This is a genomic window from Paraburkholderia diazotrophica (assembly GCF_900108945.1).
Taxonomy (GTDB): Bacteria; Pseudomonadota; Gammaproteobacteria; order Burkholderiales; family Burkholderiaceae; genus Paraburkholderia; species Paraburkholderia diazotrophica.
In genome coordinates this window covers 1-16,787 of the sequence record NZ_FNYE01000036.1, presented here as the reverse complement: position 1 = coordinate 16,787, position 16,787 = coordinate 1, and the positions used below count along the sequence as shown (strand labels likewise).

Below are 16,787 nucleotides of genomic sequence, written 5' to 3'. Positions count from 1 at the left end.
GTCAAGGGTCAAGGGTCCAACGTCAAGAAAAAGCGAAGCGTTTGGGCGCGCGAGCCATGCAGCGTTTCAACTGGGAAACTCGCCGCGCGCGACATCGGTATCGACGGGCATGGCCTGCGCGAGTTGCGCAATCGTGACTGGTTTGACCGGCGCGCGAATCCGGTAGTAGCCGACATCGGCGGGGTCTCTCGCCTGCGCGTGCGCGATCAGTTCGCCGACCGTGGTGCCGCACAAGCGGCCCTGGCACGGACCCATCCCGCAACGCGAGAATGCCTTCATCTGGTTCGGTCCCGTGCAGCCTCGCGCGGCAATGCGACGTATCTCGCCCGCCGTCACTTCTTCGCAACGGCATACGATGACTTCGTCGGTGGGCAAGCGCGATGCGGGCGGCGGCGTATACAGCGCATCCAGCAACGGCCGAACGGCGAGATGATGGTTCAGTGCGGCACGCGGTGCGCGGCTCGCGCGGTCACGCGTTAGCGTGTCGAGTGCGCCGAGCTGCGCGGCGACGTCGAGCGCCGCGAGTGTGCCGGCAAACGCCGCCGCCTGCGCGCCGCCGATGCCCGCGCCATCGCCGGCAATCCACACATCGGCGACGCTGCTGCGCCCCCATGCATCCGTTTGCGGATGCCAGCAGGCCGTGCGCGCGTCCCATTCGTGCGCGCATCCCGTTGCGCGCGCAAGATTCGTCGACGGGATCACGCCCTGATGCAGCAGCATCAGCGATGCTTCGATCTGCCGCGCGTTGCCAGCGCCGTCGACAAAGCGAACGGCGCCCGCCCGCGTGTCGCCGATGATTTCGACGTCGAGCGCATGATGGTGAATCGCGATGCCCGCGCGGCGCACGGCGCGCATCATGCGCCAGCCCTTGAGCAGATAGTCGGCGGCCCTGAGCGCGCGCGGCAGATGACGCAGCGCTTTCGTATGCGCATCCGGCGGCGTCGTATCGACGATCGCCGCGATCCTGCGGCCGGCTTCGAGCAACTGCGAACCGAACAGCCACAGCAAGGGCCCGCTGCCGACCAGCACGGTCTGCGCGCACGGCACGAGTCCCGCCGACTTGAGCGCGGTCTGCGCCGCGCCGACGCCCATCACACCCGGCAACGTCCAGCCGCGAATCGGCCACGGACGTTCCTGCGCGCCCGTCGCGAGCAGGACGGCGCGCGCATGCACGGCCAGCGTGCCGCTCGCGTGATCGAGTCCGTGCGCGTTGCCGGCATCGGCCGCATTGCCGCGCGTGAGCATCGCCACGGCTTCCGTCGCGCCCGTGCGCTCCTCACGGCCGATCTGCCAGACGAGCGTGTGCGGCAAATACTGCGCGCCGCACGCGAAGAAGTGCTCGATCAGCGGACGCCCCGCCGCGTAGTCCTTGCCGAGCGCCGCGATGCTGCGCAGCGGCGATGTGCTCACATCGCGGTAGATCTGGCCACCGGGTGCGTGACCCTCATCGGCGACGATTACCGAGAGACCGCGCTCGCGCGCCTCACAAGCCGCCGCCATCCCTGCCGGCCCGGCGCCGACGATCAGCAGATCGCATCGTGTATCCGTCATGCGAGCCTCGACTTGCCTTGCATCGATCGCACGCGCATGCGTTCGGCGACACGCGTCATGCAGGCCTGCACATTCGGCACGCCGTCGATTTCGACGAGGCAATCGAAGCAGACGCCCATCATGCAGAACGGCCCACGCGGCGCGCCGCTCACGGCTGATGTGCGGCACGCCGCCTTTCCGTTCGCGAGCAGTGCGGCAGCGACGGTGAAATGCGGAGGAACGCGCAGCAGATCGCCGTCGATTTCGATGCCGACGGTCGCCGCCGATGCCAGCGGCAAGAGCTCAAACATGGGCTTGCTCCTGTCGCGGTTGGAAACGTGCCGTGACGAACGGCTCGATGATCCGCGGACGCGCGCGGCCCGCGATCCACGGTGCGAGCGTTTCGGCATGCGCGGCAGCGAGCGTCACGCCACTATGGCAGATCGCGACGAATGCGCCCGGATACGACGCGGATTCTTCATAGACGGGCAAACCGTCCGGCGTCATGATGCGCAGCGCGCCCCATGCCCGCACGACGCGCGCATGCGCGAGAATCGGAAATGCCGTCTGTGCACGACGCGCGATATCGGCCATCACGCCGCGCGTGGTGCCCTCATCAAAACCGACGTCTTCCGCGGAATCGCCGAGCATCACCGAGCCTTCGCGCGTCTGCCGCACGACCAGCGTCGGATAATCGAGGAACGGCGCGAGACGCTCGGTCACCATGATCTGTCCGCGCAACGGCGAGATGGACGCATCGAGGCCGACCATCGGCGCGAGCCACGCGTTGCCGAGTCCCGCCGCAAGCACGACGCGTCCGGCGTTGAGCGTGCCCGTCGCCGTCACGACATCGAAACTGCCCGAGCGCGGCAGCACTTCGCGTACTTCCTCACACGGCCGGTACTCTCCGCCGTTCACCGCGAACGCCTGCTGCAAGGCGCGCAGGGTATAGAGCGGGCTTGCGTGGCCGTCGTTGCGCGAATAGAGCGCGCCCGCGAGTTCCGGCGACGCCGCGGGAATGCGCTTGCGCAACGCGTTTGAATCGAGCACTTCGTAATCGAGCCCGGCGTCCTGCTCTCGCAACGATTCGAGCAGCGCGTGTCCCTTATCGAGTTCCGCGTGCGTTTCGAACAGTTCGATGCCGCCCGGACGCTTAAAGCCCACGTCGACATCCGTTTCGCGCGATAGCTGCGCGGCGAAGGTCGACCAGCGCTGCGACGAGCCGAGCGACCACTGCGCGTATGGCAGGCAGCGTCCGCCCTTGCCCTGCACCCACACGAGGCCGAAATTGCCGCGCGCGGCGCGGTATGCGTTGTCCGCGCCGTCGCACACGGCGACGCGAAGGTGCAGCCGCGCGAGACCGTACGCGATCGCCATACCGACGAGACCTCCGCCCGCAACGACGACATCGTAAGTGTTCGATTTCATGTCCGCACCCTGCTGGCGGAACGAATGTTATGGAGTTGATCCACTGCGTCGGTATCAGGAAAAATGCTGTCGGACGTAGCATCCAACAAGCAAAATGCCGCGTCAAATGCCGTTTTTTCGCTCGTCTATAAGTGAATGTTATGACTTCGGCCGACCTTACGATTCGACAGGTGGAAGCGTTCCGCGCACTCATCCAGCGGCACACGGTAACGCGCGCGGCGCAGTCGCTGCATATCTCGCAGCCGGCGGTGAGCCGCCTGATCGCTGACTTCGAGGACAGCGTGGGCTTCACGCTGTTCGAGCGTCAGCAGGGACGGCTCGTGCCGACCGCGGAAGCGCGCGCGCTATACGAGGAGGTGGAACGCGCATTCGTCGGTCTCGACCGCATTGGTCATGCGGCCCAGCAGATACGCGCGATGCGGCGCGGCTCGCTGCGGGTGGCCGGGTCGCCCGCCATCGCGCTCGAACTGCTGCCCGCTGCCGTCGCGCAGTTCATGCAGGCGCATCCGGGCATCGACGTGACGTTGCTCACGCATAGCGCGAGCACCGTAGTGGACATGGTGGCGTCGGGCCGATGCGACGTCGGGTTCATCGCAGAAGCGATTCCGCATCCGTCCGTGAGGCCAGAACGGCTGACGGATGCGTCGATGCGCTGCATTCTGCCGCTCACGCACAGGCTGGCAAGAAAGCGCGTGATCAAGGCGGCCGACCTGGAGGGCGAATCGTTTATCTCCTTCCCGCGCTCGTTCGACGCGCGCACGGCCATCGACCGCGTATTCGTCGAGCAGAACGTCCAGCGTCAGATGAGCGTCGAGGCACAGTTGTCGCAGACCATCGTCGCGCCGGTCGCCAACGGGGCAGGTGTCGCGCTGATCGATCCGGTGACGGCGGCGTACGCCAAAAACCGTGTCGCCGTGCGGCCTTTCGAGCCCGAGATTCGCGACCAGCTATACGTCGTGCGCGCGTCGACGCTGCCGCTGCCAGGCATCGCCGAGCTGTTCTGCGCACGAGCCCGCGAATCATTGACGCGACTCGTGCGCGCGGATCAGTCACCGTCGCCTGTCATTACAAGGAATTAGAAGCCACACCGGGGCGCAGGATGTTTGAGTAACCAGTCGATCCGCCCTCCCTCCATAGTCCTTCGCTCGAGCTTAGGCGTGCCGTCGCATTACGTCCACTCCAACGAAAGGGAGCCTCGGGCGAGCGTTTTAGATCGCCATCCTGATGGATGGCGAGGACGGATTCTGCCGTTTAGCCAACCAGTTTGCGCTCGAGCACTGCGTTAAGCGCGCTGTACTGACGCGGGCCTCGCCTGATCGCATAGGGCCTTCTCGCAAAGATCGCAGAACCTTCTCGCGCCGGCCACTCTCAAGCTGCTCTTCGCTAGACGTCAGGTGCGGGTCTGCGACAACTGAAGTGTGAAGCGGGAAGCGGTGCGCCGGGGCGGATATGAGCGCGGATCTTTTATTTCGCAGACACCCGATCTACGGATGATGATGGGGCGGTGAAGTGGGCGATGCTCGCATCGTATCTCTCACCCATACCACCCAGGGTGACCGTCGCGCGCTTCGCACCGTCAAGCAACGCCTTCAGCGCAACGTTAATAGTGTCTGGCGCATCGAATCTACCCTTGGGCCCGGATAGAGTCAGAGCGCCCACGAGTTGACCACTCGAATCGAACACCGGCACCGATGCTGATACTGTCTCAGGATCGCGTTCGCCGTATGACACCGCCCAGAGTTGCGCGCGCACGTCATTCCCGCGGGGGTCCAAAGATTCAGTGAACGCGAGCAGTATTTTGCCGGATGCGCCCTTGTCGATAGGGAATTCCTCGCCAACACGTATCGCGACCCTCACGCTCCTTGACGGCTCCACGCGGTAGAGCACTAAACGTTGGTCACCCTGCCGCACATAGAAAGATGCCGTCTCGCCCATGTCTCGACTCAGTTGCTGAAGGATGGGTTCGACAACCGGGCCGATTTGAAAGGACCGTTGATAAAGCGTTGCGAGGCGCAGCGGTTGATGGCCGATGGCGTACTGCCCGTCATTCAGCTTCCGTATGTATCCGCCGTGCTCCAAAGCACCGAGCAGTCGCAAAACCGTGCTCTTGTACAAGCCGGTGCGGCGCGAGAGTTCCGTTAGCGTGAGCCGTTCATCAACCGGTCCAAAGGCGTTGAGAATCGCGAATGCTCGATCCAGGACCGCGACGCCGCTCGACCTTTCTGACGTGTCGATCGTCGGCTCCGTCGGCGAGAGTGCATTGATAGGCACGTTTTCCCCCTCGAAGTTTGTGCTCACACTCTACAGTTCCGCCTGATGGAACTCAAGATCTATCTCTCCAAGTTTCCGGGTTTACCCGCCTTATCCGAGATTTATTGCGCGCATATAGTTCTTTCCAGCAGAACATCGATCTATTAGATAGAACACAGGAGCAGATTGTGATTACGTCCAATCCCAGGGTGTTGATCAGCGAGGTTGGGCCGCGCGACGGCCTGCAAAGCATCAAGAGCATCATGCCGACGGCGGCCAAGCTGCGATGGATTTCCGCGCTGGCCGCCGCTGGGTTGAAGGAAATTGAGGTGGGCTCGTTCGTGCCCCCGAAGTTACTGCCGCAAATGGCCGACATCCGTGAGGTCGTGGCTCATGCGCTGTCGATTCCTGGCCTTCATGTGGCGGTCCTCGCGCCGAATTTGCATGGTTCGCGCGGCGCGTTCGAAGCCGGTGTGCACAAAGTAACGCTGCCCGTCTCGGTGACCAACGAGCACTCGATGGCCAATATCCGCAAGACGACGGCGCAGATGATTGAAGAGGTTCGCGACATCGTCGCGTTGCGCAACGAGCAGTTTCCCGGCGTACAGATCGAAGCGGGCGTGTCCGTCGCATTTGGCTGCACGATCACCGGCACGGTCACCGATGACGAAACGATGCGTATGTGTCTTGCGATGGCCGAGTCCGGCGTGGACGAGATTGGCCTGTCCGATACCAGCGGGTGCGCCAACCCTGCGCAGGTTCGTCGCCTGTTCCGTCGACTGCAATCGGAACTCAGGGACAAGGCCGGCGGGGCGCACTTTCATAACACACGCGGTCAGGGACTCGCCAATGTGATCGCCGCGCTTGACGTGGGCGTCACAACGATCGATTCCAGTCAGGCTGGTCTTGGCGGCTGTCCGTATGCCCCAGGCGCTACTGGAAACATCGTCACGGAGGACCTTGCTTTCCTGCTGGAAGCCATGGGCTATGAGACGGGCGTGGACATCGACAAACTGGGCGCTGCACGTGCGATTCTGGCTGAAGCGCTGCCGGACGAAGCCTTGTACGGGCATGTGCAGGATGCCGGACTGCCCAAGGGATTCAGGTATTCAGATGGGCGCGTACCGAGCGCACCGCAACCGGAAGGCTGTCTGTTGGGAGTTGCGCAATGAGCCAAGAGCAAGCGAACCAAGCTCTGCCGTACAGCGGCGTGCGTGTTGTCGAGATGACGCACATGGTAATGGGACCAACATGCGGCATGGTCCTGGCTGATCTGGGCGCGGAGGTGATCAAGGTTGAACCGATTGCTGGCGACAGCACGCGCGCTCTTCGCGGGTCCGGAGCTGGCTTTTTCAGTACCTTCAACAGGAACAAGAAGAGTATCGCCGTCGATGTGAAGGATGCGCGCGGGCTCGACGTCGTGCACAAGCTGCTTGCCGGTGCAGACGTCTTCAGCGAAAACTTTAAAAGCGGCACGATGGATAAACTGGGCCTGGGATATGGGGCGCTTTCCAGGCTCAATCCGCGTCTCATCTACGTGTCGCACAAAGGATTCCTGCCCGGTCCGTACGACCATCGGACCGCGTTGGACGAAGTTGCTCAGATGATGGGCGGCCTCGCCTACATGACGGGACCGGAAGGGCGTCCGCTGCGGGCTGGCACGAGCGTCAACGACATCATGGGCGGCATGTTCGGCGCGATCGGCGCGATGGCGGCGCTTGCGCAACGTGAGCGCACCGGGCACGGTCAGGAGGTACAAAGCGCGCTTTTCGAGAACAACGTGTTCCTTGTCGCACAGCACATGATGCAGTTCGCCGTGACCGGAAAAGCTGCTGCACCGATGCCCAGCCGGATCTCCGCATGGGCGGTCTATGACGTGTTTTCAGTCAGGAACGGCGAACAGATCTTCCTGGCGGTCGTGTCCGACACACAATGGGCGATCTTCTGTGACGCGTTCGGCCTGACTGAGCTGAAGGCCGACGAGCGCATCGTGACCAACAATCAGCGGGTGCAGGCACGCGACTGGTTGTTGCCGCAGCTTCGCAAGCACATGGAAGCGTTCACGGCGTCCGAGATCAGCGCGATCTTCGAACGCTGCGGATTGCCATATGCGCCAATCACCAAGCCCCAGGATATGTTTGACGATCCCCATCTGCTTGCAACGGGGGGGCTTGCCGATGTGACATTGCCCTCCGACGCTAGTGGTGCTGGTCAACCTGTATCCACGAAGACCGCGTTGCTGCCTCTGACGCTTGGCGGGGAACGGCTGCAACTCCGCGCAGCGCCGCCTTCACTCGGACAGGATACGCGAGCGCTTCTGATGCAACTCGGTTACACGCCGGAAGACCTCAGACAGCTGACCGAAGCGGGCATCGTCAGGTGTCGGGACCAGCAGCCTGGCGATCCGGCGAGCCCGTCGGCTAACGAACTCGCCAGCGCTTGACACCCTGGCAGCACACAAGGAATCACTGCCGCGCACGTGCAGCATGGTTCAGCTCGGCCGTGATTCCACAGGAGACGGAACATGACATCGATATCACCGGAAATGACGGCCGACAGGTCCGTCGACTCCACACTGGAACAACAGGCGGTTAAGAAAGCGGCGTGGCGCTTTATCCCGCTTCTCGCGCTCGCGTACTTTTTCAATTACCTGGATCGGACAAGCGTTGGCTTTGCCGCGCTGACGATGAACCACGACCTCGGGTTGACTGCGACGCAGTTCGGCTGGGGTGCCGGCATCATGTTCGCGGGTTACTGCGTATGCGAGGTTCCAAGTAACCTTGCGCTGTACCGATTCGGCGCGCGACGCTGGCTGGCGCGCATCATGATCACGTGGGGCTTCTTCGCGGCGGCCACGGCGCTTGCAGTGGGACCGACCAGTTTCTACGTGCTCCGGCTCCTGCTGGGTATCGGCGAAGCGGGTTTCTTCCCGGGCGTGATCTTCTTCCTCGCAGTCTGGTTTCCGGCAAGCTATCGCACTCGCGTGCTCGCGTGGTTCACCGTCTCCACGCCGATCTCGTCACTCGTCGGCGGTCCGCTTTCGACGTGGCTGCTCAAGATGGACGGCTTCTTCGGGCTGGCTGGCTGGAAATGGATGTTCATTGTGGAGGGCTTGCCCGCGTGCTTGCTCGGCTTCCTCGTGCTGCAGCTGCTTGCGGACAAGCCCGCCGATGCCACGTGGCTGTCGCCGCAGGAGCGGCATGCGCTGCAGAGCGCCTTCGACCGCGAGGGCGCAGCCAGACAGAAAAAGAAGGATTTCGCCGCCGCGTTGAAGGATGTGCGCACGTACATCCTTGCGATGATCTCGTTCGGCTTCACGATGGGTTCCTACGGTATTGGCATCTGGCTGCCGCAGATGCTCAAGGCTCACGGCATGAGCGTGACGCAGACCGGCTGGATGTCGGCGGTGCCGTATTTCTTTGCAACCATCGCATTGCTGTGGTGGGCCAAGCGGGTCGATCGGCGCGGCGGCCCCATCGCGAGCCTGGCCGCGGGTCTTTTGATCGGAGCCGTGGCGCTCGGCGTATCGACCCATTTCCATCAACTGGTGCCTGCCATGACCGGCATCACACTGGCGCTCATCGGAACGATTGCGGGCCGCACGATTTTCTATACGTTGCCGAACAGGTTCCTCTCCGGGCAGGCCGCTGCCGGCGGCCTCGCGCTGATCAATTCGATTGGCGCGCTTGGTGGCTTTGCGGGACCGTATCTCGTGGGCTATCTCAAGGACAGCTTCGGTACATTCACGGCCGGAATGATCGGTCTGTCGTTCGTGCTGCTCATCACGACCCTGCTGACCCTCTCGCTCTACGCTTTCAACACGGAGAAGAAGTGAACATGGTACCGCTTCGTTCGCCCTTGCGACGCCGGCTCCTTGGCGCGGCGGCAGCATCGATCATGATCCCGGCCGTCTCTGCGCGGCAAGGATTCGCAAAAGAGGAAACCCGCAGCATGAGCACGACCAGCAATTACCTTCCCGTTCGCGCGGCGTGGCTCGCCTCGGGCACTGAATCCGCGCTCGAACCGGGCATGCCGATCGTTGACGCGCATCATCATTTCTATGAGCGCACGGGATGGACTTACCTGCTCGATGAATATCTCGAAGACGCCAGATCCGGGCACAACATCACCGCGTCCGTGTACATGCAGGCACTGACGCGTTATCGAAAAGATGGTTCCGAACCGATGCGCCCGGTCGGCGAAATCGAATATGTGGTCGGGGCCACCGCACCGTTGCAGAAAGGCAGGCCGCAGGTCGCGAAAGGTATCGTCGGTTACGCGGATCTGCGTCGCGGTACGGCAGTGCGAGAAGTGCTCGAAGCCGAGCTTCAGGCGGGCGCTGGCCGCTTGCGCGGCGTGCGGCATCTCGTAACGTGGGACGCAGACCAGACGCTCGTGAATCCCTTGTCGGCAGCGCCGCAGGGATTGCTGCTGGACCCGACCTATCGGTCAGGCGTCGCACAACTTGGGGCGCTCGGCCTCTCCTACGACGCGTGGCTCTTCTTCCCGCAATTGCCCGAACTCTTCGATCTGGCGAAGGCGTATCCCGACACGCCGTTCATCATCAATCATTGCGGCGGGATCGTGCGCATCGCCAGTTACACAGACAAACGCAAGGAAGTGTTCGACGCATGGTCGAGCTCGATGCGCGAGCTGGCGCAGTTGCCCAACGTGTATGTGAAAGTCGGTGGCTTGGGTATGCGGATCAACGGCTTCGACTTCGAAAAAGGAGAGCTTCCGCCTTCATCGATCGAGCTGGCGGCAACATGGAAGCCGTGGATGCATACCTGCATCGAGACGTTCGGCGCGAACCGCTGCATGTTCGAAAGCAATTTTCCGGTCGATAAGGGCTCGTATCCCTATAGCAACGGCTGGAATGCGTTCAAGCGCTTAACCGCGCAGGCGAGTACGCAGGAACGGGAGGCGCTGTTCCGAGGAACCGTGACCAAGGTGTACCATCTCAGCTAACTCAATCGATAACCATCGGGCTTTGGGCGAATCATCGCGGGCGTCGAAGGGCGGCTTGGGTCGGTCAAACTCAGGAGACGGGGCTTGACTCGCATAGGAGTCCCGTAAGCTGATTTGATCAGAGTTCTGGAAGCGAATTATGACTGGAAGGTATCTAGTTGGTCGATGGGAGTCGCCGTGGGCCAGCGATCCGTTTCTGAAAATCCGCATTGCCGTTGAGGTTGATACACAATCCGTCGTGACACTGCACCATTTCGTTGACGGCGCATGGCGCCGGTTTCGCCCGGACGAGGACGCATACGTGCGCGACCTCGTCAATGACGAGATTGACGCGATCATTGAGTGTCCGGAGGAGTACGGGTTGGACGAAACCGATGCCATACCGACTGCGTGGTCGAATGACGAAGCGAACCCGGTGCCGGAACTGCCGGAGGATGATGAGGACACGAGTACCGACCAGTTTGAACAGGAGGGCTGTAGCTGCTGCGAACGATGGTATCGCGAGGGTTCAGTGAGCGAATGTGAATGCGCCTGAAAACAGGCATTTCACAATGCAAAAGCAGCACAGGTAGACGGCTGATACGCGCCGTGGAGTTGCCGGAAGGGTCCGTGTTTTCGGCTTAGTCGGCGCGAAATGCAGTTGCACGCTGGCTTCGTCTCGCGGCTCGCCTGACGGCATGGGTGATTCCGCAGAATCACGAAGCACGTTAATCGCGGCTCGTAGAGCAAATGCGGTGGTCAACTTAGCCATGACTTTTTTCTACTCGTGATCGGCAATCTGGTGCCTGCGTGCTTCCGTCGCGGGCAGCGCTACAGGCTCGCGCGCAATCCCCCACGCTTCAAGGAGACCATCGAACGAAGGAAGCGCGACATGCATTCTAGGCGCCGGCAACGCAACGCCGGTCGCGCGATACCGCATCCGCTCTTTGGCGCTCGCGCCTGCCCGGGCGACGCGCTCAAGCGCACCGCTCCGAACGGCATACCGGATCGCATCAGAAGCGGTGCGCGACTTCATTAGACCGGACGCGGCAATCTCCTCTACCGTCGCGCTTTCGCGATCGCGAAGCCACGCCAAAAGCGCCTCGGCGTTTGCGTGCGTGCTCATGCTCAACCTTTCCCGTTTTCCGTCTTGTTGCCGCTCGTTAGTTGGTAACTGCCACAATCGCGCCGCACGCTGCCCTAGCGTAGATCGCTCATACCATCAGTGGCCCTTTCCCGTTTTCCTATCGATCTACCTTAGTTATGCCAATATTTCCGAGCATTGGCAGGACTCCGCTACTCCCCAGTACTTCCGGCAAGTGGCCATCCCACTTTGCTACTGCTTGCTGCTGAATGATCTCGGGCGTGATCGTCTGTTGGAGTAGTTTTTGCGCTTCGGCCTGCGCGTTTGCCTCGACTATCTTCTGATCAGCAAGGACCCTGGCTTTCTGCAACTCGTATTGCGCCTGCTGTGCACGCTGCTGGGCTACCTGTTTCTGCTCGATCGCCTGTGAGAACTGCGTGCTGAAGTGAAAGTCAGTGATGTTCACAGAATCCACCATCAGCCGATATGGTTTGAGTTCGGCGGTGATTTGCGCCTCGATTTGTCCACGCACCTGATCGCGGTGAGTGATCAAATCCTCCGCATTGTAGTGGGCGGTCACTGCTTTCACGGAGTTGCTGATCGCCGGCTTAATGATCTTGAGGACTAGAGCGGATTCGTTGCCAATGCGCTGATAGACCCACTCTGCGTCGGCCGGCAGGATGTGCCAGTTCGTCGCCACCGTCGTGGTCACATCCTGCAGATCAAGGCTCGCCGCCGTCTCCGCATCCTGGGAGTTTTGCACCTGAACGTCCATTTTGGCGACCGACTGCGCGAACGGGACCTTCAAATGGAGGCCCGGGTCAAGTACACCCGGTTCGACGGCGCCCCATGTCATAAGCACGCCCCTTTGCCCGGGGCCGACAGTCACAAAACCGCCGGCAATCAGCGCGAAAACAAGAAGAACGATCACAGCGAGACCGAAAGCGCGAGGCCTGGCTGGCAGATTCACCTGTACGCTCATTGTTGTTTTCTCTATTCTGAATTATTGGAAACGTTGTTCAGCAACAGACACGTTTTATTGCGCTCACGCTGATCCCCGCGCTGTTGTGCAAACTGGCTAGCAATGTCCCCGATTTCGTGTCATTAGATCACCCTGCTGACAGAGAACGCCGGCCGAACCGGATCAGCCTCTATCAATCTGTTAACGGCAGACAAGCTGAAAACTCCAATCAACTCCTGAATCAGCTTTAACGACAGGCCGTCACGGGGAGGCGTACAGCAAACGTTCGGCGAGCGGCACTTGCGTTCCAGTTCTCTTTTCCTCTATAGCACCTTTATCTGGCCGGAATTGGCCTCGCACGGAACGCGCTCGCCGCTCGGAGTCCGCGCTGGCCACCCTCCAGGACGACGGTTCGACTCGACCAGCTGGCGCAACCGTACGGTTCTGTCGATACTCGCGGCCCCATGCCGGGCTCAGTATCTCGGCAGCGAGCAGGACGTCCGGCCCGATCTGAATGTAATGACCCATTTGACGGCGTTCTCCCCGTTTTCCGGTCTATTTGCTCAATCGAACGATCCCGACTCCAGGTCGTTCTCGAAGTCGGCGATCCAGGCACTTCCGCGGCCGCCGTCGTATAGAGCCACGGATGACTTTCCGCGCAGCGCCACGGTCATTTGCCGGCCAATCGGCCCGACTCGGCCCCCGCCCGGATATTGGGCCTCGTCGACCGCTTCGAATTCGCTGACGGCGCGGCCGTACTTCTGGCATACGGCCGAAAAGTCGTCTTGCTCGTCCTGCGGGAACTGAGAGAGCAGGTGACTCGCCATTCCTACCTCCGGCGCTTTCCTATACAAACTTCGTGGTTCGTTGGTCCCAGCGAGTGTCCATGAACAAACTCGTCGCGACATCGTGTAGTTGCGGGTCAGTGACAGGCGCGGACTCAATCTCTTTGATCGCTTGCCACACAATGTCATGGCTCGCTCGGCCACCTTGCGAAGCTCTCGAATCTTGCCCTTATCGATCGCATCGTTGTATTCATTCGCGACCGCCTGGAGATGTTCGCGCATGTGCATGCTTTCCTACCCTTCGAAGGGAATGTGCTGGCCGGCGCGCGACTGCATTCCGAGCTTGCCCTCACTCCCCATCGCATCCTGCCAGGCGATCATCGCGTCTGCAACGGCATCCTTTTCGCCACTGAATGCGAGCACGGTTTCACTGCATGACGGGCAGATGCCGCCAAATGCAGCACCAATGCTCCGCATGTTTCGCGTGTCCATAGCATCAAAGTCGGTGAATGCCGTTTTGCAAGCACCACACACCAGCTTCTCCGGGCGCAACGCATCAGTCTTTGCCTTCGCTTGTGCGATCCGCTGTTCCTTCGTGCCACGCTGCTTTGCTTGCCCCATCAAATTCCCCTGATTCCGTATTCCTCGTTGTCCCCGGTATTACTCGCGGCGCAGAGCAGAGGCAATTCGGCCCTTCCATGTTCCCGGCTGAACTTCATATCGTGCCAGTCGGTCTACGAGCCTCTCACTCGGCGCGGTGCTCGTATATCGGCTGCCTTCAGGCCACGAGTCGGTTTGAAGCCAGCCCATCGACTGGCCAACGCCCAGTGACTCCCGGTAGGTCAGCGCGTAGATGATAGCCGTCTCCGGTTGCCCGACACCCCACATGTACGCCAAAGGGAGGTCGGGGAATTTGGCATACTTCCGGTCGATCGAGAACGAGCGCTGCGTCGCCGCTTTGATCTGTATCGGAACGGATGTGAACTTCCCAATCTGCTCGTCGATGTCCACGTACGCAATCAGGTCGACACCCCCAATCGCGGACCGGCGTGGCGACCTCAACACCGCTCCGCAAGAGATCGTTGATCAGCCGATTCCGTCCAAAGATCGCCGTTAACTGTGTATCCGTCGCCGTCGGCATTCGCGCAGCCCGTTTCCTGTTTTCCCTACTTGTTGAGCCAGTTTTCGAGCCTGATACCGGGATAGCTGGCAAAGTCGCGCTCGTTGTTGGTAACGAGAATAACGTCCAGCGCAATCGCGTGTGCGGCGATCAGCTTGTCAAGAGCATCCTTCTTGCGCTCGCGCGTCGCTTCGCGCACAGGCCCGTAGGCCGTTGCTGCGGCAGCGTCGAACGCGGCCACAGGAATATCCTCGATTAGGGCGGCGAGATTGCGGCGCTCGCGAGTTCGGTTCGCAGACACTACGACGCCGTATTCAAGTTCAGCGTAGGTGACTGCGGACATAACCACATCCCCGACGTAGCACTGCGCAAATCGCTTCGCGACTTCTTCAGGCTGATTCTTCATCAGGTAGATGCACATGTTCGTGTCGAGCATAAAGCGCGGCATCACAATCCCTCGCGCTCAGCCTGCTCTTGCTCGCCGCGCCCTTCAGCCATGAAATCCGGCCCGAATTTCGCGAACTTCTTGAGCACTCCCGCCAGCGGACGACGCGCCGGACGGATTCGGATCTCATCGCCTACGCGCTCAATTTCGACCTCGACATCGCTCCGGTCGTAAGCAAGATCGGCCGGAATGCGAACGGCTTGCGAGTTGCCATTCTTGAAAACGCGGGTGGTATGCATAGCGGTTCCTGCTGTGTGTACGGTGGATGTACTATAGACTATCTCTCGCTCCATGTAAATACGCGTATGCACATGGGCAGCGACTACACTCCACGGCTTGAGCGGATCGTGCGCGGTCATGCCTCGGAACAAGCGCGCCTTGGGCCACTGTTACGAGGATGTTTGCCTCCACGAGCGCAAAAGCCGGTCCGCGAGCCCCGAATTGTCGGCTTTCCTCGGAAAACCCGGAGCGGTGCCGCGCCTGAACATCGAGTCCGTGATCGGGAAGGGGTAGGCCTCGCGGCCCGACCCCTCCCACGCCACCGTGCGTACGGGTCCGTACACGGCGGCTCGGATCGGTTAACCGACTGGTGTGGCGCGACAATCCGGATGAGAGACGCGCGACAATCAAGTTGAGAATGTCGCGGCAGAAATGATGATGCCGATGTTGATTGACGCTGGCAAGCGTTTATTGATTGACGCGCGGCGTTGATTGACGCGGGCGAGTGGGTGTCGCGCGACAATCAAGGTGAAGCCACCAGTCGTTGAGGATTGCTGTGTAATGGTGACGCCGCAGGTATTCTGGCTGCGCGACAATCAGGATGAGAATGTGGTGGCGTGGAAGGTGATGCCGGGTTGATTGACGCCGGCTAGCTTTGCGTGCGAGCCGCGCGTCAATCAGGATGAGAACAGCGGGTCATTCGGTGAGGTCGATGCCGTGCTGATCCTCCTGTGTCGGTGGCACGCCAACGTTCTTTGGTGTCGCTCTACTGGCCGGGCGTCCCGGTCCCTGCTGCTTGCGCTGCAGGGCAGTACGGCGACGGTAGCTTTCGACGTTCAGCTCAAAGATGGTCGAGTGATGGACCAGCCGGTCGACGGCGGCCACCGTCATGGCCCGGTCGGGGAAAACCTTGTCCCATTCGCCAAACGGCTGGTTGGCCGTTATGCAAAGGGAACGGCGCTCATACCTGGCGCTGATGAGCTCGAACAGCACCGACGTCTCTGCCTGATCCTTGCTGACATATGCGAAATCGTCCAGGATGACCAGATCGAAGCGATCCAGCCGGTTGATTGCGGACTCCAGCGCGAGCTCGCGGCGCGCGACCTGCAACCGTTGCACGAGGTCGGTAGTGCGAGCGAAAAGGACCTTCCAGCCCTTCTCCAGCAGGCTCAGTCCGATGGCCGACGACAAGTGCGATTTGCCCCCTCCGCTCGGCCCCAGAAGAATCAGGTTGGTGCCGTTACGCAACCAGCCATCGCCAGCGCAAAGCGCCGAGACGTGCGCGCGCGACACCATTGGCACCGCGTCGAAATCGAAGTTCTCCAGTGTCTTGCCCGGCAGCAGCTTTGCGTCCCTGAGGTGACGTTCGACCCGGCGTCGATCGCGCTCGGCGATCTCGTGTTCGGCCAGCGCCATCAGCAGACGCGCTGCCGGCCAGCCTTCCGTGTCGGAGCGTTCAGCAAAGCTGGACCAGATCTGCTTGATGGCGGGCAGCCGCAAATCGTTGAGCAGCAGCGACAGGCGGGTGGCGTCGATGTCGAGACTCATGCCGTCACCTCCCTTGTCATGTCGTCAAGCAGGGCTTCGTAGTCGCTCAGCGGTGCTAGCTGGACGTTCACCTCCGGCATGCTGTTCGTGCGCTTCGCTTCGAAACGCGAGCACAGTGCGTCCAGGTCGGGTAACTGTCCATCGTCCAGGCACTGCTGCAGCGCCTGGGCCAGTTGCGCTTCGCAGTTGTGCTCGTGGGCCAGGCTGAGCAGTTCAACCATGGTCCTGCATGCCTGACGCTCCGGGAGCTGCTCGAGCAGGCGATCGAAGCTCAGGCGAAAGGCCTCGCGTGGAAAGATCTGATCGCGGTAGACCAGGTTGAGCAGTGCCATGGGCTTGCGGCGCAGCGCGTGGATGACGTGCCGGTAGTTGATGACGTGGCCGTGCTTGCCCTTGGGACCCGCACGGCCGCGCTGCAGTGTCATCAGGGCCGTACTGCCCAGAAACAGCTCCAGCCGGTCGTCGTACAG

General features: G+C 61.5%; 17 protein-coding genes and 1 pseudogene. 6 read left to right on the top strand and 12 right to left on the bottom strand.

Annotated elements, in window-relative coordinates:
- Positions 1-66: 66 nt before the first annotated feature.
- The 3 genes from BMW76_RS31310 to BMW76_RS31300 are packed head-to-tail and all read right to left on the bottom strand — an operon-like array spanning position 67 to position 2,958.
- A complete protein-coding gene (locus BMW76_RS31310; RefSeq protein WP_090872301.1) occupies positions 67-1,551 on the bottom strand; it encodes an FAD/NAD(P)-dependent oxidoreductase in 1,485 nt (494 codons plus the stop codon).
- Complete coding sequence (locus tag BMW76_RS31305; protein WP_090872299.1) at positions 1,548-1,841, bottom strand: (2Fe-2S)-binding protein; 294 nt, start codon at positions 1,839-1,841, stop codon at positions 1,548-1,550. The genes BMW76_RS31310 and BMW76_RS31305 overlap by 4 nt, the downstream gene beginning before the upstream one ends.
- On the bottom strand, positions 1,834-2,958 hold the full coding sequence (locus tag BMW76_RS31300; protein ID WP_090872296.1) for an NAD(P)/FAD-dependent oxidoreductase: 1,125 nt from the start codon (positions 2,956-2,958) through the stop codon (positions 1,834-1,836). The genes BMW76_RS31305 and BMW76_RS31300 overlap by 8 nt, the downstream gene beginning before the upstream one ends.
- A 140-nt stretch (positions 2,959-3,098) precedes the next feature.
- Here BMW76_RS31300 and BMW76_RS31295 point away from each other — a divergent pair, with 140 nt between their 5' ends.
- Entirely contained in the window at positions 3,099-4,037 is a 939-nt protein-coding gene (locus BMW76_RS31295) for a LysR substrate-binding domain-containing protein (protein ID WP_090872294.1), read from the top strand.
- Positions 4,038-4,422: 385 nt separating this feature from the next.
- On the opposite strand, the gene BMW76_RS31290 is transcribed toward BMW76_RS31295, so the two are convergent.
- Positions 4,423-5,229, bottom strand: a complete 807-nt coding sequence (locus tag BMW76_RS31290; RefSeq protein WP_407669050.1) for an IclR family transcriptional regulator — start codon at positions 5,227-5,229, stop codon at positions 4,423-4,425.
- A 167-nt stretch (positions 5,230-5,396) separates the two neighbouring features.
- On the opposite strand from BMW76_RS31290, the gene BMW76_RS31285 reads away from it, so the two are divergent.
- The 5 genes from BMW76_RS31285 (at position 5,397) to BMW76_RS31265 (ending at position 10,711) form a co-directional block, all read left to right on the top strand.
- Positions 5,397-6,380 carry a hydroxymethylglutaryl-CoA lyase gene (locus BMW76_RS31285; RefSeq protein WP_090872292.1) on the top strand — a complete coding sequence of 328 codons (984 nt, stop codon included), beginning with the start codon at positions 5,397-5,399 and terminating at the stop codon, positions 6,378-6,380.
- On the top strand, positions 6,377-7,651 hold the full coding sequence (locus BMW76_RS31280) for a CaiB/BaiF CoA transferase family protein (RefSeq protein ID WP_090872291.1): 1,275 nt from the start codon (positions 6,377-6,379) through the stop codon (positions 7,649-7,651). Before BMW76_RS31285 ends, BMW76_RS31280 begins: the two co-directional genes overlap by 4 nt.
- A gap of 81 nt (positions 7,652-7,732) precedes the next feature.
- The gene (locus tag BMW76_RS31275) at positions 7,733-9,043 is read left to right on the top strand and encodes an MFS transporter (protein WP_090872289.1); all 1,311 of its coding nucleotides are present in this window, start codon (positions 7,733-7,735) and stop codon (positions 9,041-9,043) included.
- Positions 9,044-9,045: 2 nt separating this feature from the next.
- Complete coding sequence (locus BMW76_RS31270) at positions 9,046-10,176, top strand: amidohydrolase family protein (RefSeq protein WP_090872287.1); 1,131 nt, start codon at positions 9,046-9,048, stop codon at positions 10,174-10,176.
- A 139-nt stretch (positions 10,177-10,315) separates the two neighbouring features.
- Positions 10,316-10,711 carry a hypothetical protein gene (locus tag BMW76_RS31265; protein WP_090872286.1) on the top strand — a complete coding sequence of 132 codons (396 nt, stop codon included), beginning with the start codon at positions 10,316-10,318 and terminating at the stop codon, positions 10,709-10,711.
- A 688-nt stretch (positions 10,712-11,399) separates the two neighbouring features.
- Here BMW76_RS31265 and BMW76_RS31250 read toward each other — a convergent pair.
- From BMW76_RS31250 to BMW76_RS31215, 8 genes and pseudogenes are all read right to left on the bottom strand, one after another.
- Positions 11,400-12,209 carry a prohibitin family protein gene (locus BMW76_RS31250; RefSeq protein WP_177200550.1) on the bottom strand — a complete coding sequence of 270 codons (810 nt, stop codon included), beginning with the start codon at positions 12,207-12,209 and terminating at the stop codon, positions 11,400-11,402.
- Between the two features lie 554 nt (positions 12,210-12,763).
- Positions 12,764-13,267 carry a hypothetical protein gene (locus BMW76_RS40600; RefSeq protein WP_143062362.1) on the bottom strand — a complete coding sequence of 168 codons (504 nt, stop codon included), beginning with the start codon at positions 13,265-13,267 and terminating at the stop codon, positions 12,764-12,766.
- Positions 13,268-13,279: 12 nt separating this feature from the next.
- The gene (locus BMW76_RS31240) at positions 13,280-13,606 is read right to left on the bottom strand and encodes a hypothetical protein (protein WP_090872276.1); all 327 of its coding nucleotides are present in this window, start codon (positions 13,604-13,606) and stop codon (positions 13,280-13,282) included.
- Between the two features lie 39 nt (positions 13,607-13,645).
- On the bottom strand, positions 13,646-13,996 hold the full coding sequence (locus BMW76_RS31235; protein ID WP_143062361.1) for a hypothetical protein: 351 nt from the start codon (positions 13,994-13,996) through the stop codon (positions 13,646-13,648).
- Positions 13,997-14,151: 155 nt separating this feature from the next.
- A complete protein-coding gene (locus BMW76_RS31230) occupies positions 14,152-14,553 on the bottom strand; it encodes a type II toxin-antitoxin system VapC family toxin (RefSeq protein WP_090872272.1) in 402 nt (133 codons plus the stop codon).
- A complete protein-coding gene (vapB, locus tag BMW76_RS31225) occupies positions 14,553-14,789 on the bottom strand; it encodes a type II toxin-antitoxin system VapB family antitoxin (protein ID WP_090872269.1) in 237 nt (78 codons plus the stop codon). Before vapB ends, BMW76_RS31230 begins: the two co-directional genes overlap by 1 nt.
- Positions 14,790-15,465: 676 nt before the next feature.
- Positions 15,466-16,317 carry an IS21-like element helper ATPase IstB gene (gene istB, locus BMW76_RS31220; RefSeq protein WP_016347309.1) on the bottom strand — a complete coding sequence of 284 codons (852 nt, stop codon included), beginning with the start codon at positions 16,315-16,317 and terminating at the stop codon, positions 15,466-15,468.
- Positions 16,314-16,787, bottom strand: a pseudogene (locus BMW76_RS31215) (IS21 family transposase); the annotation flags it as partial. The pseudogene BMW76_RS31215 and the gene istB, both read right to left, overlap by 4 nt.

Excerpts from the sequence above, each read along its gene's own strand:
- BMW76_RS31310 (WP_090872301.1), bottom strand. The coding sequence starts at position 1,551 with ATGACGGATACACGATGCGATCTGCTGATCGTCGGCGCCGGGCCGGCA.
- BMW76_RS31305 (WP_090872299.1), bottom strand. The coding sequence starts at position 1,841 with ATGTTTGAGCTCTTGCCGCTGGCATCGGCGGCGACCGTCGGCATCGAA.
- BMW76_RS31300 (WP_090872296.1), bottom strand. The coding sequence starts at position 2,958 with ATGAAATCGAACACTTACGATGTCGTCGTTGCGGGCGGAGGTCTCGTC.
- BMW76_RS31295 (WP_090872294.1), top strand. The coding sequence starts at position 3,099 with ATGACTTCGGCCGACCTTACGATTCGACAGGTGGAAGCGTTCCGCGCA.
- BMW76_RS31280 (WP_090872291.1), top strand. The coding sequence starts at position 6,377 with ATGAGCCAAGAGCAAGCGAACCAAGCTCTGCCGTACAGCGGCGTGCGT.
- BMW76_RS31275 (WP_090872289.1), top strand. The coding sequence starts at position 7,733 with ATGACATCGATATCACCGGAAATGACGGCCGACAGGTCCGTCGACTCC.
- BMW76_RS31270 (WP_090872287.1), top strand. The coding sequence starts at position 9,046 with ATGGTACCGCTTCGTTCGCCCTTGCGACGCCGGCTCCTTGGCGCGGCG.
- BMW76_RS31265 (WP_090872286.1), top strand. The coding sequence starts at position 10,316 with ATGACTGGAAGGTATCTAGTTGGTCGATGGGAGTCGCCGTGGGCCAGC.
- BMW76_RS40600 (WP_143062362.1), bottom strand. The coding sequence starts at position 13,267 with ATGCGCGAACATCTCCAGGCGGTCGCGAATGAATACAACGATGCGATC.
- BMW76_RS31240 (WP_090872276.1), bottom strand. The coding sequence starts at position 13,606 with ATGGGGCAAGCAAAGCAGCGTGGCACGAAGGAACAGCGGATCGCACAA.
- BMW76_RS31230 (WP_090872272.1), bottom strand. The coding sequence starts at position 14,553 with ATGCCGCGCTTTATGCTCGACACGAACATGTGCATCTACCTGATGAAG.
- vapB (WP_090872269.1), bottom strand. The coding sequence starts at position 14,789 with ATGCATACCACCCGCGTTTTCAAGAATGGCAACTCGCAAGCCGTTCGC.
- istB (WP_016347309.1), bottom strand. The coding sequence starts at position 16,317 with ATGAGTCTCGACATCGACGCCACCCGCCTGTCGCTGCTGCTCAACGAT.